Source organism: Streptomyces sp. NPDC012637, assembly GCF_042954805.1.
Lineage (GTDB): Bacteria > Actinomycetota > Actinomycetes > Streptomycetales > Streptomycetaceae > Streptomyces.
In genome coordinates this window covers 394,500-407,909 of sequence record NZ_JBIBDS010000004.1, presented here as the reverse complement: position 1 = coordinate 407,909, position 13,410 = coordinate 394,500, and the positions used below count along the sequence as shown (strand labels likewise).

Below are 13,410 nucleotides of genomic sequence, written 5' to 3'. Positions count from 1 at the left end.
TCAGGACTGGCGGCGGACTTCCACCACGCGGAAGCGGTTGGAGACGAACGCGCCGTCGCACAGGGCCGCGTTGGCGGCGGGGTTGCCGCCGGAACCGTGGAAGTCGGAGAAGGCTGCCGTCTGGTTGACGTAGACACCGCCGGTGAGGTTCAGGGAGAGCTGGGCGGACTCCTCCAGGCAGACCTCCTCGACCGCGCGCTCCGTGTCCTGCGAGGTGGTGTACGCGCCGACCGTCATCGCGCCCTTCTCGCGGATCGTGCGGCGCAGGAGCTCCAGGGCGTCGGTCGTGGAGTCGACCGAGACGGCGAAGGAGACGGGGCCGAAGCACTCCGAGAAGTAGGCGGCCTCGGCGTCCGGCTTGGAGCCGTCGAGCTTGACGATGACCGGGGTGCGGACGACGGCGTCCGGGAAGTCCGGGTTCGTCACCTCGCGGGAGGCCAGCGCCACCTCGCCCAGGCCCGCGGCGGCCTCCAGACGGGCCTTGACGTCCGGGTTGACGAGGGCGCCGAGCAGCGCGTTCGCCCGGGCGTCGTCGCCGAGCAGGCCGCTGACGGCGCCGGCGAGGTCGGCGACGACCTCGTCGTACGTCTTCGGGCCCTGGTCGGTGCTGATGCCGTCGCGGGGGATCAGCAGGTTCTGCGGGGTGGTGCACATCTGGCCGCTGTAGAGGGACAGCGAGAAGGCCAGGTTGCCGAGCATGCCCTTGTAGTCGTCGGTGGAGTCGACGACGACCGTGTTCACGCCGGCCTTCTCCGTGTAGACCTGGGCCTGGCGGGCGTTGGCCTCCAGCCAGTCGCCGAAGGCGGTCGAGCCGGTGTAGTCGATGATCTTGATCTCGGGGCGGACCGCGAGGGTCTTGGCGATGCCCTCGCCCGGCCGCTCGGCGGCCAGCGCGACCAGGTTGGGGTCGAAGCCGGACTCGGCGAGGACCTCGCGGGCGACCTGGACGGTCAGGGCCAGCGGGAGGACCGCGCGCGGGTGCGGCTTGACCAGGACCGGGTTGCCGGTGGCCAGGGAGGCGAACAGGCCCGGGTAGCCGTTCCAGGTCGGGAACGTGTTGCAGCCGATCATGAGCGCGATGCCGCGCGCCACCGGCGTGAACTCCTTGCTGAGTTCCAGCGGGTCGCGCTTGCCCTGGGGCTTCGACCAGGCGGCGCGGCCGGCCGGGGTGCGGGTCTGCTCCTCGTAGGCGTACGCGACGGCCTCCAGGCCGCGGTCCTGGGCGTGGGGGCCGCCGGCCTGGAACGCCATCATGAAGGCCTGGCCGCTGGTGTGCATGACGGCGTGGGCGAACTCGTGGGTGCGGGCGGAGATCCGGCCGAGGATCTCCAGGCACACCAGGGCGCGGGTCTCGGGGCCGGCTTCACGCCAGGCGGCCATGCCCGCGCGCATCGCGGGGAGCAGCACGTCGATGTCGGCGTGCGGGTACTCGATGCCGAGGGCCGGGCCGTAGGGCGAGGTCTCGCCGTCGGTCCAGCCGTCCGTGCCGGGCTGGTCGAGCTCGAAGCGCTTGCCGAGCAGGTCCTGGTAGGCGGCGAGGCCCGCGGCTGCGTCCAGCGAGCCGTTCTCCCCGTAGGCCTTCGGGTGCTCCGGGTACGGGGACCAGTAGGCGCGGGTGCGGATGGTGGAGAGCGCCTGATCGAGTGTGGACCGGTGCTTCTCGGCCAGACGGTCGGTGGTCAGCTGAGCGGTGGCCATGGGTGGACCAACTCCTCGTCGAGCTGGGCAGGGAGACGCGTACGGAGTTAGAGTAACCGAACGATCGGTCGGGACAAGGGGGTCCGGCGATCCTGTGGAAAACCCATCGGGGAGGATCACTCCTATGACCGCCAACGCGAACGTCCGCCCGGGGAGCGACGAGCTGTCGGCCGACGGATCCGGGCCCATCGGGCAGGGCATCGGGCCGGGCAGCACGGTCGCCGTCGTCGGCACCGGCACCATGGGGCAGGGGATCGCCCAGGTCGCCCTGGTCGCCGGGCATCCCGTACGCCTCTACGACAGCGCCCCCGGCAGGGCCGCGGAGGCCGTCGCCGCCGTCGCGGGCCGTCTGGACCGGCTGGTCGAGAAGGGCCGGCTGGACAAGGACGAGCGGGACGCGGCCGTGGCCCGGCTGCACCCGGCGGACGGCCTCGCCGAGCTCGCCGACGCCGCCTTCGTCGTCGAGGCGATCGTCGAACAGCTGCAGGTCAAGCAGCGGCTCTTCGCCGATCTCGAGGACGTCGTCAGCGCGGACGCCGTGCTCGCCACCAACACGTCCTCGCTCTCCGTCACCGCGATCGCGGGAGGGCTGCGGCTGCCCGGTCGCTTCGTCGGCCTGCACTTCTTCAACCCGGCGCCGCTGCTGCCGCTGGTCGAGGTCGTCAGCGGATTCGCCACCGACCCGGCCGTCGCCACGCGCGCGTACGAGACGGCGAAGCGCTGGGGCAAGACGCCGGTGCGCTGCACCGACACCCCGGGCTTCATCGTGAACCGCGTCGCCCGCCCCTTCTACGCGGAGGCGCTGCGCGTCTTCGAGGAGGGCGCCGCCGACCCGGCCACGATCGACGCGGCCCTGCGCGAGTCCGGCGGCTTCAAGATGGGCCCGTTCGAGCTGACCGACCTGATCGGGCAGGACGTCAACGAGGCCGTGACGCGGTCGGTCTGGGAGTCCTTCTACCAGGACCCCAAGTTCACGCCCTCGCTCGCGCAGCGCAGGCTCGTCGAGTCGGGGCGGCTCGGCCGCAAGTCGGGGCACGGCTGGTTCCCGTACGCGGACGGCGCGGAGCGCCCCGAGCCGCACACCGCGGCGCCGGAGAAGGCGCCCGCGCGGATCACGGTGCGCGGTGACCTCGGTCCCGCGCAGCCTTTGGTGGACCTCTTCGAACAGGCGGGCGTCGCCGTCCGGCGCAAGAAGGGCGACGGGTTCGTGGACCTGCCGTCGGGCGCGAAGCTCAGCCTCGCGGACGGCGAGACCTCCTTCGAGTACCACCAGGAGGACATCGTCTACTTCGACCTCGCGCTCGACTACGAGAAGGCGGGCAGGATCGTCCTGTCCGCCCGGGAGGACGTCTCCCCGGAGGGTCTCGCCGAGGCCGTGGGCCTCTTCCAGGCGATCGGCAAGCAGGTGTCGGTGATCGGCGACGTGCCCGGGATGATCGTGGCCCGTACGGTCGCGATGCTCGCGGACCTGGCGGCCGACGCGGTCGAGCGGGGCGTCGCCACCGCCGAGGACGTGGACACCGCGATGCGCCTCGGGGTCAACTACCCGGCCGGTCCGCTGGAGTGGGCCGCCCGGGTCGGCCACCGGCGCGCGGCGGCACTGCTGTACGCGCTGCACGAGCGGTACCCGACGGGCCGGTACGCGCCGAGCCTCGGCCTCGTGCGCCGGGCGTACGCCGAGGAAGCGGAGGAGGCGAGATGACCACCGCGCGACGCGACACGTACACCCCCGAGACGCTGCTCTCGGTCGCCGTGCAGGTCTTCAACGAGCGTGGCTACGACGGCACGTCCATGGAGCACCTCTCCAAGGCGGCGGGCATCTCCAAGTCGTCGATCTACCACCACGTGGCGGGCAAGGAGGAGCTGCTGCGGCGGGCCGTCAGCCGTGCGCTCGACGGGCTGTTCGCCATCCTCGACGAGCCGGCCGCGAACCGCGGGCGGGCCGTCGAGCGGGTCGAGTATGTCACCCGGCGCACGGTGGAGGTGCTGATCGCCGAGCTGCCGTACGTGACGCTGCTGCTGCGGGTGCGGGGCAACACCTCGACCGAGCGGTGGGCGATGGAGCGGCGCCGCGAGTTCGACCACCGGGTGGCGGAGCTCCTGAAGGCGGCCGCCGCCGACGGCGACCTGCGGGCCGACCTGGACATCCGGCTCGCGACCCGGCTGCTCTTCGGCATGATCAACTCGCTGGTCGAGTGGTACCGGCCGCACCACGCCTCCGTGGCGGAGCGGGAGCAGCTGGTGGACACGGTCGTCCACCTCGCCTTCGACGGGCTGCGCACGGCCCACTGAGCGCAGCTGGAGTGCGTCGCGCCCGTCCGGGGACCTTCCCGGGCGGGCGCGACGCCTTTCCGCTCAGTCGCCGCGTTCCGGGTACGGGTCCAGGTCGGTCTCCTCGAAGACCAGCAGGGTGCGCGTCGACAGCACCTCGGGGATGGACTGGAGCCGGGTCAGCACCAGCTCGCGCAGCGTCCGGTTGTCCGGGGTGTGCACCAGCAGCAGGACGTCGAAGTCTCCGCTGACCAGGGCGATGTGCGCGGCGCCCGGCAGGGCCTGGAGCTGTTCGCGCACGGTGCGCCACGAGTTCTGGACGATCTTGAGCGTGATGTAGGCGGAGGCGCCGTGCCCCGCCCGCTCGTGGTTCACCCGGGCGCCGAAGCCGCGGATCACCCCGTCGTCGATGAGCCGGTTGATCCGCGCGTACGCGTTGGCGCGGGAGACGTGGACCCGCTCGGCCACGGAACGGACAGAGGCCCGGCCGTCGGCCTGGAGCAGCCGCAGGATGTCGCGGTCGACGGCGTCCAGCGGGCGGGCCGGCGGCATCGGGGAGACCATGGCAGGGCCGGTCGGCGCTCCCGCCGACGGGCCCGACGGGCTCCCCCACGGCCCCGCCGGGACGGGCGCCGTCCCGGCCGCGGGGGCGGCGCCGGGGGGCGCGTTCAGGGGCGCGTCGTCCGTGTGCTCGTCGACGTCGGCCATTTGTTCATCCGCCATGTCCCCCCGCCTCTCTCTCGTGGACGACCTGCACCCATCCCAGGCTGTGGAGAACCGTTTGTCCACAGGCTGGAGGTGCCTGTAGCCAAAATGCCTCCACGACCGAACAATCGGTAGGTGAGGCGCGCCACATTCCGCGCCACCCGCCTTCGGGTCTTATGCCCGCTCCCACGAGGAGGTGGACTCGTTGCAACAGCGCAGTTCGACAGTCCAAGAGCCCCCCGGCGCCGCGAGCGCCTACCGGCCCACCCCGCCCCCGGCCTGGCGGCCGCGCACCGACCCCGCCCCGCTGCTGCCGGAGGCCGAGCCGCTGCGCGTGCTCGGCACGGACGCGGTGGCCGACGCGGACCCCGAGCTGCTGCGCCGCCTCTACCGGGAGCTCGTCCGCGGCCGTCGGTACAACGCGCAGGCGACGGCGCTCACCAAGCAGGGCCGGCTCGCCGTCTACCCCTCCACGACCGGTCAGGAGGCCTGTGAGGTCGCCGCGGCGCTGGCCCTTGAGGAGCGGGACTGGCTCTTCCCCTCGTACCGCGACACCCTCGCAGCCGTCGCCCGGGGCCTCGACCCGGTCCAGGCCCTCACCCTGCTGCGCGGCGACTGGCACACCGGCTACGACCCGCACGAGCACCGCATAGCGCCGCTCAGCACCCCGCTCGCCACCCAGCTGCCGCACGCGGTGGGCCTCGCCCACGCCGCCCGCCTCAAGGGCGACGACGTGGTCGCGCTCGCCATGGTCGGCGACGGCGGCACCAGCGAGGGCGACTTCCACGAGGCGCTGAACTTCGCCGCCGTCTGGCAGGCCCCCGTGGTCTTCCTGGTGCAGAACAACGGCTTCGCGATCTCCGTGCCGCTCGCCAAGCAGACCGCCGCCCCGTCCCTGGCCCACAAGGCCGTCGGATACGGGATGCCCGGCCGGCTCGTCGACGGGAACGACGCCATCGCCGTCCACCAGGTGCTCACCGAGGCCGTCGCCCGCGCCCGGCGCGGCGGCGGGCCCACCCTGATCGAGGCCGTCACCTACCGGATCGACGCCCACACCAACGCCGACGACGCCACCCGCTACCGCGGCGACAGCGAGGTCGAGACCTGGCGGGCGCACGACCCGATCCTCCTCATGGAGCGGGAGCTCACCGAGCGCGGACTGCTCGACGAGGACGGCCGCCGCGCGGCGGCCGACGAGGCCGAGACGATGGCTGCGCGGCTCCGCGATGCGATGAACGCCGACCCCGTGCTCGACCCCATGGATCTGTTCGCCCACGTCTACGCCGAGAAGACCGCGCAGCTGCGCGAGCAGGCGGCGCAGCTGCGGGCGGAGCTCGACGCCGAGAGCGAGGCGGGATGACCACCCACGCGACTGCCCGGCCGGCCGCCAAGGCGGCGGCCAAGCCCGCCACCATGGCGCAGGCGCTCCAGCGGGCCATGCGCGACGCGATGGCCGAGGACCCCACCGTCCACGTCATGGGAGAGGACGTCGGCACGCTCGGCGGCGTCTTCCGCGTGACCGACGGCCTCGCCAAGGAGTTCGGCGAGGACCGCTGCACCGACACGCCGCTGGCCGAGGCGGGCATCCTCGGCGCGGCCGTCGGCATGGCGATGTACGGGCTGCGGCCGGTCGTCGAGATGCAGTTCGACGCCTTCGCCTACCCGGCGTTCGAGCAGCTCATCAGCCACGTCTCGCGGATGCGCAACCGCACCCGCGGCACGATGCCGATGCCGATCGTGGTCCGTGTGCCGTACGGCGGCGGGATCGGCGGCGTCGAGCACCACAGCGACTCCTCCGAGGCGTACTACATGGCGACGCCGGGCCTCCACGTCGTCACCCCGGCGACCGTCGAGGACGCCTACGGGCTGCTGCGGGCCGCCATCGCCTCCGACGACCCGGTCGTCTTCCTGGAGCCCAAGCGGCTCTACTGGTCGAAGTCCGACTGGTCGCCCGAGGCGCCGACGGCCGTCGAGCCGATCGGCAAGGCGGTCGTGCGCCGCCGCGGCACCAGCGCCACCCTCATCACCTACGGCCCCTCCCTGCCGGTCTGTCTGGAGGCCGCCGAGGCGGCCACGGCCGAGGGCTGGGACCTGGAGGTCGTCGACCTGCGCTCGCTCGTGCCCTTCGACGACGAGACCGTCTGCGCGTCCGTGCGCCGCACCGGCCGGGCCGTCGTCGTGCACGAGTCCGCCGGATTCGGCGGCCCCGGCGGCGAGATCGCCGCCCGGGTCACCGAGCGCTGCTTCCACCACCTGGAGGCGCCGGTGCTGCGCGTCGCGGGCTTCGACATCCCGTACCCGCCGCCGATGCTGGAGCGGCACCACCTGCCGGGCGTCGACCGGGTCCTCGACGCGGTCGCCCGCCTCCAGTGGGAGGCGGGGCGCTGATGGCCCAGGTGCTCGAATTCAAGCTGCCCGACCTCGGTGAGGGCCTCACCGAGGCCGAGATCGTGCGCTGGCTCGTCGCCGTCGGCGACGTCGTCGCCATCGACCAGCCGGTCGTCGAGGTCGAGACGGCCAAGGCGATGGTGGAGGTGCCCTGCCCGTACGGAGGTGTCGTCACCGCCCGCTTCGGCGAGGAGGGCACGGAACTTCCCGTCGGCGCGCCGCTGCTGACGGTCGCCGTCGGCGGTGCGCCGGACGACGGCGCATCGCCGGCCCCCGAGGCCACGAAGGCTCCGCAGGCCGCGGCAGCCAAGGACGCCGAGTCCTCCGAGTACTCGGGCAACGTCCTCGTCGGCTACGGCACCGCCGGACCCGCCGCCCGGCGCCGCCGGGTGCGGCACGAGACGCCCGCGGCGGCTCCGGCCCCCGCGCCCGCCGCCCTCGTGCAGGCCGAGGCCCCCGCGGGGCCCGTGCCCGTCATCTCGCCGCTCGTGCGCAAGCTCGCCCGCGACGGCGGACTCGACCTGCGGCAGGTCCGCGGCTCCGGCCCCGAGGGCCTGATCCTGCGGGCCGACGTGGAGACGGCGCTCGCCGTCCGCGAGCAGGCCGCGACGGTCTCCACCCCGGCCCCGGCCCCGGCGCCGTCCGCCGTGGCCGCCTCCGCCGCCGTGGGCGAGCGCGTGCCGCTGCGGGGCGTGCGCGGTGCCGTCGCCGACAAGCTGTCGCGCAGCCGCACCGAGATCCCCGACGCGACCTGCTGGGTCGACGCCGACGCGACCGAACTCATGGCCGCGCGGGCGGCGATGAACGCGGCGGGCGGCCCGAAGATCTCCGTGCTCGCGCTGTTTGCCCGGATATGCACCCACGCCCTGGCCCGCTTCCCCGAGCTCAACTCCACCGTCGACACGGCCGCGCGGGAGATCGTCCGGCTGCCCGGCGTGCACCTCGGTTTCGCGGCCCAGACCCCGCGCGGTCTGGTCGTGCCCGTGGTCCGGGACGCCGGCGGGCGCACCGCCGAGTCGCTGACCGCCGAGTTCGCCCGGCTCACCGAGTCCGCGCGGCAGGGCACGCTGACCCCGGCGGACCTGACCGGCGGCACGTTCACCCTGAACAATTACGGGGTGTTCGGGGTCGACGGCTCCACGCCGATCATCAACCACCCCGAGGCGGCCATGCTCGGTGTCGGCCGGATCGTGCCCAAGCCCTGGGTGCACGGCGGTGAGCTGGCGGTGCGTCAGGTGGTGCAGCTCTCGCTCACCTTCGACCACCGGGTGTGCGACGGCGGGACGGCCGGTGGCTTCCTCCGCTACGTCGCCGACTGCGTCGAGAACCCGGCGGTGCTGCTCCGCACGCTCTGACCGGTTCACGACGTACGACTCCGCCGGGAAGGACACCGGCCGGGGCACGGGGCCCCGGCGGTACCCGGCGGCCCTGTCCGGGACCCAACCCCACGCCGGGTCCCGGACGCGTTCCCGGTGCGCCGGGCTGTGCCGGGCCGGTCACCCCATCGGCCCGGGCGCGGACCATACTGCTGGGATGACGACCGCGTACGACGCCATCGTGCTCGCCGGGGGCGCCGCCAGGCGCCTCGGCGGGGCGGACAAGCCCGGGGTACGGGTCGGGGGACGCCCCCTGCTCGACCGGGTCCTCGCGGCCTGCCGCGACGCCGGCCGCATCGTGGTCGTCGCCGAGCCCCGCGCGACCGCCCACCCCGTCGAGTGGGCACGCGAGGAACCGCCCGGCGGCGGCCCTGTCGCCGCCCTCGACGCGGGCCTGCGCCGCCTGACCGAGGCGGCGGCCACAGACCCCGACGTGGCGGCCACAGACGCCACCGAGGCGGCAGGAGGCCCCGATGCGGCGGCCACAGGCCCCGCGGCCTCCGACCTCGCAGCCTCCGGCGACGCGCCCGCCGCCCCGGGGGAAGGCTCCGCGCCCGCGCCCACCGCCCCGGGAGAAGGCTCCGCGCCCGCGCCCGCCGCCCCGGGAGAAGGCTCCGCGCCCGCGCCCTCCGTCCTGGCCGCCCCCTCCGTCCCCTCCGTCCCCGCCGCCCCCTCCGTCCCCGCCCGCCCCGTCGCGCCCTTCGTGCTCGTGCTCTCCGCCGATCTGCCGTTCTTCGAGGTGCGGGCCGCGCGGCGGCTCGTTCGGGCGCTGGAGGCGGCGCCGGGCAGTGAGGGGGCCGTCCTGGTCGACGGCGAAGGGCGGGAGCAGCCGCTGGTGGCGGTGTACCGGGTGGAGGCGCTGCGGCGGGAGCTGGAGCGTGCCGGGGCGGAGCTGGGCGGCCTTCCGTTGCGGAAGGTCGTCGGCGGGCTGCGGGTCGAGCGGGTCGCCGCCGAGGGCTCGGCGTCGTTCGACTGCGACACCTGGGAGGACATCGCCACCGCCCGGGCGCGGATCAGGGAGCATGGGAACGTGCTGGATGAATGGATCACCGCAGTCAAGGACGAACTGGGCATCGACCTGGACGTCGACACGGGCGTGCTGCTCGACCTGGCCCGCGACGCCGCGCACGGCGTCGCACGGCCTGCCGCGCCGCTGACCACCTTCCTGGTCGGGTACGCGGCGGCGAGCGCCGCCGGGGCCGGTGGCGGCCGGGAGGCCGTCGCCGAGGCCGCCCGCAAGGCCGCCGCGCTCGCCCAGCGCTGGGCCGCGGAGCAGGACGAGGCCGGATGACCATGAAGGAGCGGGTGCCCGACGACGGCGTGGACGACGGCGTGGACGATGTCCTCGCCCTCGTCGGCCGCCGCCGAACCGATTCCTCGCCCGACACGTCAGCCGCCGGACCCGCGCCCGCTTCCGCCCCCGTGCCGAAGCCCGAGCGGCATCGGGCCACCGACTGGCCCGAGGCGCGGGCCGTGGCCGCGCGGGCCGGGGCGAGGGCGGCGGCGGCGCGGCCGGCCGGGCGGGTGCCGCTCGGGCAGGCGCTCGGCCGGATCCTGGCCGAGCCGCTGCACGCGCTCACCGACCTGCCCTCCTTCGACACCTCCGCCATGGACGGCTGGGCCGTCGCCGGTCCCGGCCCCTGGCGGACCGACCCCGAGGGCTCCGTCCTCGCCGGGCAGTCCGGCCCCACCGAGCTCGCCGACGGCGACGCCGTACGGATCGCCACCGGCGCACGGGTACCGGCCGGGGCCACCGCCGTCGTACGCAGCGAGCACGCCCGTACCGACCCGGCGGGCCAGCTGCACGCCCTGCGCGTGGTCACGCACGGCCAGGACATCCGCCCGCGCGGCCAGGAGTGCCGCTCCGGCGACCGGTTGCTGCCCGCCGGGAGTGCCGTGAGTCCCGCCGTCCTCGGGCTCGCCGCCGCGGCGGGCTACGACGAGCTGACCGTGCACCCGCGCCCCCGCGTGGAGGTCCTGGTCCTCGGCGACGAGCTCCTCACCGCCGGGCTCCCCCACGAGGGCCTGATCCGCGACGCGCTCGGCCCCATGCTCGACCCCTGGCTGCGGGCGCTCGGCGCCGACGTGCTCGGCACCCGCCGGATCCGCGACGACGCCGAGGAGCTGTACGCGGCCGTCACCGGCTCCGAGGCCGAGCTCGTGGTCACCACCGGCGGCACCGCGGCCGGGCCTGTCGACCACGTCCACCCGGTGCTCGCCAAGGCAGGTGCCGCCCTGCTGGTCGACGGCGTGAAGGTCCGCCCCGGCCACCCCATGCTCCTCGCCGAGCTCCCGGCCGCGGGCGGCGCCCGCCGTCCCGCCCGGCATCTCGTGGGCCTGCCCGGCAACCCGCTCGCTGCCGTCTCCGGACTGCTCACGCTCGCCGAGCCGCTGCTCCGCGCGCTCGCCGGACGCTCCGCCGCGTCCTCGGGCGCATCCCCGGCCCCGGGCCCGTACCGCGTGGAGGTGCGTGAGGAGATCCAAGGGCATCCCTACGACACCCGGCTCGTGCCCGTCGTACGGCGTGGCGACGAGGCCGTGCCGCTGCGCTATCACGGGCCCGCCATGCTCCGGGGTATCGCCGCCGCCGACGGGATGGCCGTGGTCCCTCCCGGGGGTGCCGCCGCCGGGCAGCCGCTGGAGGTCCTCGATCTTCCCTGGCCGGCAGGTGCCGGACTCGACGCGGACGAGGGGGCGTGTTTCACGTGAAACTTCCCAGTGGAGACGCGATGGCGCGACAGGCCGACGAGCGGGTGTCAGGGCCCCGCGTGCGGCTGCCGCGACGGGTGGTCGAGAAGCCGCTCCGGCAGGTGGGCAAACGGCTCCTCATGGCGCTGGGCGTCCTCGTCGTCACCGTCCTCATCGTCTACGTCGACCGTGAGGGGTACCACGACAACGCCAACGAGACGGTCGACTTCCTCGACTGCGTCTACTACGCGACCGTCACCCTCTCCACCACGGGCTACGGCGACATCGTCCCCTACAGCGATTCGGCGCGGCTCGCGAACATCCTGCTGGTCACGCCGCTGCGCGTACTGTTTCTGATCATCCTGGTCGGCACCACCCTCGAGGTCCTCACGGAGCGGACCCGGGAGGAGTTCCGGCTGAACCGCTGGAGGTCCACCTTGCGCGACCACACCGTCATCGTCGGCTTCGGTACCAAGGGTCGCTCGGCGATCCAGACGCTGTGCGCGACCGGGCTGCGCAAGGACCACATCGTCATCGTCGACCCGTCCACCAAGGTGATCGAGGCGGCCAACGCGGATGGTTTCGTCGGCGTCCTCGGCGACGCGACCCGCAGCGAAGTCCTGCTCCGCGCCGAGGTGCAGAAGGCCCGTCAGATCGTGATCGCCACCCAGCGCGACGACACCGCGGTGCTCGTCACCCTCACGGCCCGCCAGCTCAACAAGGGCGCCAAGATCGTCGCCGCGGTCCGTGAGGAGGAGAACGCGCCGCTGCTGCGCCAGTCCGGCGCCGACGCCGTGATCACCAGCGCCAGTGCCGCCGGCCGGCTGCTCGGTCTGTCGGTGCTCAGCCCCAGCGCCGGTACGGTGATGGAGGACCTCATCCAGCAGGGCACCGGCCTCGACCTCGTGGAACGCCCGGTGACCAAGGCCGAGGCCGGGCGCAGCGTGCGGGACACCGACGACCTGGTGGTGAGCGTGCTGCGCGGGCACCGGCTGCTCGGTTACGACGACCCCGCCGCCAGCCCGCTCCAGCTGACCGACCGAGTGATCACCATCGTGCGCGCAGCGGCCGTCACCCCGCTCACCACCCCGGCGGAGGACTGAGCCCGCCCGGGCCAGACCGGACACGACCGCGACTCAGCCCGGCCCGGCGCCCAGCCGGCCCGGGCCCGCTCCCGACCGGACCCGCTCCGGACCAGGCACTCACCCGGTCCGGCGCCCGGCCGGACCGCGGGCGCGGGCGTCTCCGGGAGTAGCCTCGCCGGCATGCATGCGATCACGATTCCGGAACCCGGCGGGCCCGAGGCGTTGGTCTGGGCCGAGGTGCCCGATCCCGTCCCCGCCGAGGGTGAAGTGCTCGTCGAGGTGGTGGCGAGCGCCGTCAACCGTGCCGACCTGCTCCAGCGCCAGGGCTTCTACGACCCGCCGCCGGGCAGCTCGCCGTACCCGGGTCTCGAGTGCGCGGGCCGGATCGTCGCGCTCGGTCCCGGGGTCTCCGGCTGGTCCGTCGGCGACGAGGTGTGCGCGCTGCTCGTCGGTGGCGGCTACGCCGAGAAAGTGACCGTGCCCATGGGCCAGTTGCTGCCGAAGCCGGAGGGCATGGACCTGGTGACGGCCGCCGCGCTGCCCGAGGTGGCCTGCACGGTGTGGTCGAACGTCTTCATGCTCGCCCATCTGCGGCCCGGCGAGACGCTCCTCGTGCACGGTGGGGCGAGTGGCATCGGCACCATGGCGATCCAGCTGGCCAAGGCGGTCGGCGCGCGGGTGGCGGTCACCGCCGGCAGCGCCGAGAAGCTGGCCCGCTGCGCCGAGTTGGGCGCGGACATCCTCATCGACTACCGCGAACAGGACTTCGTCGAGGAGCTCCGCAAGGCGACCGACGGGGAAGGCGCGGACGTCATCCTCGACATCGTCGGCGCCAAGTACCTGGAACGGAACGTCAAGGCGCTCGCCGTCAGCGGCCGGCTGGTCGTCATCGGCCTCCAGGGCGGCGTCAAGGGCGAGCTCAACCTGTCCGCGCTGATGGCCAAGCGTGCCGCCGTCCTCGCGACGACGCTGCGTTCGCGTCCGCCGGCCGAGAAGGCGGCGGTGGTCGCCGCCGTCCGCGAGCACGTGTGGCCGCTGATCGCCGCGGGCACCGTCACCCCGGTCGTGGACCGCACCCTGCCGATGGCGGACGCCGCCGAGGCCCACCGGGCCGTCGAGGCGAGCAGCCACGTCGGCAAGGTGCTCCTGCTGGCGCCGTAGACGGCCCCGGATACGGCTCCGTTCCGGACGTACGAGGG

General features: G+C 74.3%; 11 protein-coding genes. 9 read left to right on the top strand and 2 right to left on the bottom strand.

The window, feature by feature from the left end:
• Positions 1-1,698: a phenylacetic acid degradation protein PaaN gene (gene paaN / locus ACFY8W_RS18850; protein WP_391106218.1), complete on the bottom strand. Its 1,698-nt coding sequence runs from the start codon at positions 1,696-1,698 to the stop codon at positions 1-3.
• 241 nt (positions 1,699-1,939) lie between these two features.
• Here paaN and ACFY8W_RS18845 point away from each other — a divergent pair, with 241 nt between their 5' ends.
• Positions 1,940-3,400, top strand: a complete 1,461-nt coding sequence (locus ACFY8W_RS18845; RefSeq protein ID WP_391106868.1) for a 3-hydroxyacyl-CoA dehydrogenase — start codon at positions 1,940-1,942, stop codon at positions 3,398-3,400.
• The gene (locus tag ACFY8W_RS18840; protein ID WP_391106216.1) at positions 3,397-3,990 is read left to right on the top strand and encodes a TetR family transcriptional regulator; all 594 of its coding nucleotides are present in this window, start codon (positions 3,397-3,399) and stop codon (positions 3,988-3,990) included. The genes ACFY8W_RS18845 and ACFY8W_RS18840 overlap by 4 nt, the downstream gene beginning before the upstream one ends.
• 63 nt (positions 3,991-4,053) lie before the next feature.
• On the opposite strand, the gene ACFY8W_RS18835 is transcribed toward ACFY8W_RS18840, so the two are convergent.
• Positions 4,054-4,692 carry a winged helix-turn-helix transcriptional regulator gene (locus tag ACFY8W_RS18835; protein ID WP_391106215.1) on the bottom strand — a complete coding sequence of 213 codons (639 nt, stop codon included), beginning with the start codon at positions 4,690-4,692 and terminating at the stop codon, positions 4,054-4,056.
• A gap of 178 nt (positions 4,693-4,870) precedes the next feature.
• Here ACFY8W_RS18835 and pdhA point away from each other — a divergent pair, with 178 nt between their 5' ends.
• From pdhA to ACFY8W_RS18800, 7 genes are all read left to right on the top strand, one after another.
• Positions 4,871-6,034 carry a pyruvate dehydrogenase (acetyl-transferring) E1 component subunit alpha gene (gene pdhA, locus ACFY8W_RS18830; RefSeq protein WP_391106213.1) on the top strand — a complete coding sequence of 388 codons (1,164 nt, stop codon included), beginning with the start codon at positions 4,871-4,873 and terminating at the stop codon, positions 6,032-6,034.
• Positions 6,031-7,062: a transketolase C-terminal domain-containing protein gene (locus ACFY8W_RS18825; RefSeq protein ID WP_391106211.1), complete on the top strand. Its 1,032-nt coding sequence runs from the start codon at positions 6,031-6,033 to the stop codon at positions 7,060-7,062. Before pdhA ends, ACFY8W_RS18825 begins: the two co-directional genes overlap by 4 nt.
• Positions 7,062-8,417 (top strand): 2-oxo acid dehydrogenase subunit E2, encoded by a 1,356-nt coding sequence (locus tag ACFY8W_RS18820; protein WP_391106209.1) that lies wholly within the window; start codon positions 7,062-7,064, stop codon positions 8,415-8,417. The genes ACFY8W_RS18825 and ACFY8W_RS18820 overlap by 1 nt, the downstream gene beginning before the upstream one ends.
• A gap of 178 nt (positions 8,418-8,595) precedes the next feature.
• Positions 8,596-9,729: a DUF6457 domain-containing protein gene (locus ACFY8W_RS18815; protein ID WP_391106207.1), complete on the top strand. Its 1,134-nt coding sequence runs from the start codon at positions 8,596-8,598 to the stop codon at positions 9,727-9,729.
• Positions 9,726-11,147 carry a molybdopterin-binding protein gene (locus ACFY8W_RS18810; protein ID WP_391106205.1) on the top strand — a complete coding sequence of 474 codons (1,422 nt, stop codon included), beginning with the start codon at positions 9,726-9,728 and terminating at the stop codon, positions 11,145-11,147. The genes ACFY8W_RS18815 and ACFY8W_RS18810 overlap by 4 nt, the downstream gene beginning before the upstream one ends.
• Before the next feature lie 20 nt (positions 11,148-11,167).
• Positions 11,168-12,229, top strand: coding sequence for an NAD-binding protein (locus ACFY8W_RS18805; protein WP_391106203.1), 1,062 nt, complete (start codon positions 11,168-11,170; stop codon positions 12,227-12,229).
• Positions 12,230-12,391: 162 nt separating this feature from the next.
• Positions 12,392-13,372, top strand: a complete 981-nt coding sequence (locus ACFY8W_RS18800) for a zinc-binding dehydrogenase (protein WP_391106201.1) — start codon at positions 12,392-12,394, stop codon at positions 13,370-13,372.
• Positions 13,373-13,410: the final 38 nt, after the last annotated feature.

Coding starts and splice junctions, on each gene's coding strand:
- paaN (WP_391106218.1), bottom strand. CDS start 1,698: ATGGCCACCGCTCAGCTGACCACCGACCGTCTGGCCGAGAAGCACCGG.
- ACFY8W_RS18845 (WP_391106868.1), top strand. CDS start 1,940: ATGGGGCAGGGGATCGCCCAGGTCGCCCTGGTCGCCGGGCATCCCGTA.
- ACFY8W_RS18840 (WP_391106216.1), top strand. CDS start 3,397: ATGACCACCGCGCGACGCGACACGTACACCCCCGAGACGCTGCTCTCG.
- ACFY8W_RS18835 (WP_391106215.1), bottom strand. CDS start 4,692: ATGGCGGATGAACAAATGGCCGACGTCGACGAGCACACGGACGACGCG.
- ACFY8W_RS18825 (WP_391106211.1), top strand. CDS start 6,031: ATGACCACCCACGCGACTGCCCGGCCGGCCGCCAAGGCGGCGGCCAAG.
- ACFY8W_RS18820 (WP_391106209.1), top strand. CDS start 7,062: ATGGCCCAGGTGCTCGAATTCAAGCTGCCCGACCTCGGTGAGGGCCTC.
- ACFY8W_RS18815 (WP_391106207.1), top strand. CDS start 8,596: ATGACGACCGCGTACGACGCCATCGTGCTCGCCGGGGGCGCCGCCAGG.
- ACFY8W_RS18810 (WP_391106205.1), top strand. CDS start 9,726: ATGACCATGAAGGAGCGGGTGCCCGACGACGGCGTGGACGACGGCGTG.
- ACFY8W_RS18805 (WP_391106203.1), top strand. CDS start 11,168: ATGGCGCGACAGGCCGACGAGCGGGTGTCAGGGCCCCGCGTGCGGCTG.
- ACFY8W_RS18800 (WP_391106201.1), top strand. CDS start 12,392: ATGCATGCGATCACGATTCCGGAACCCGGCGGGCCCGAGGCGTTGGTC.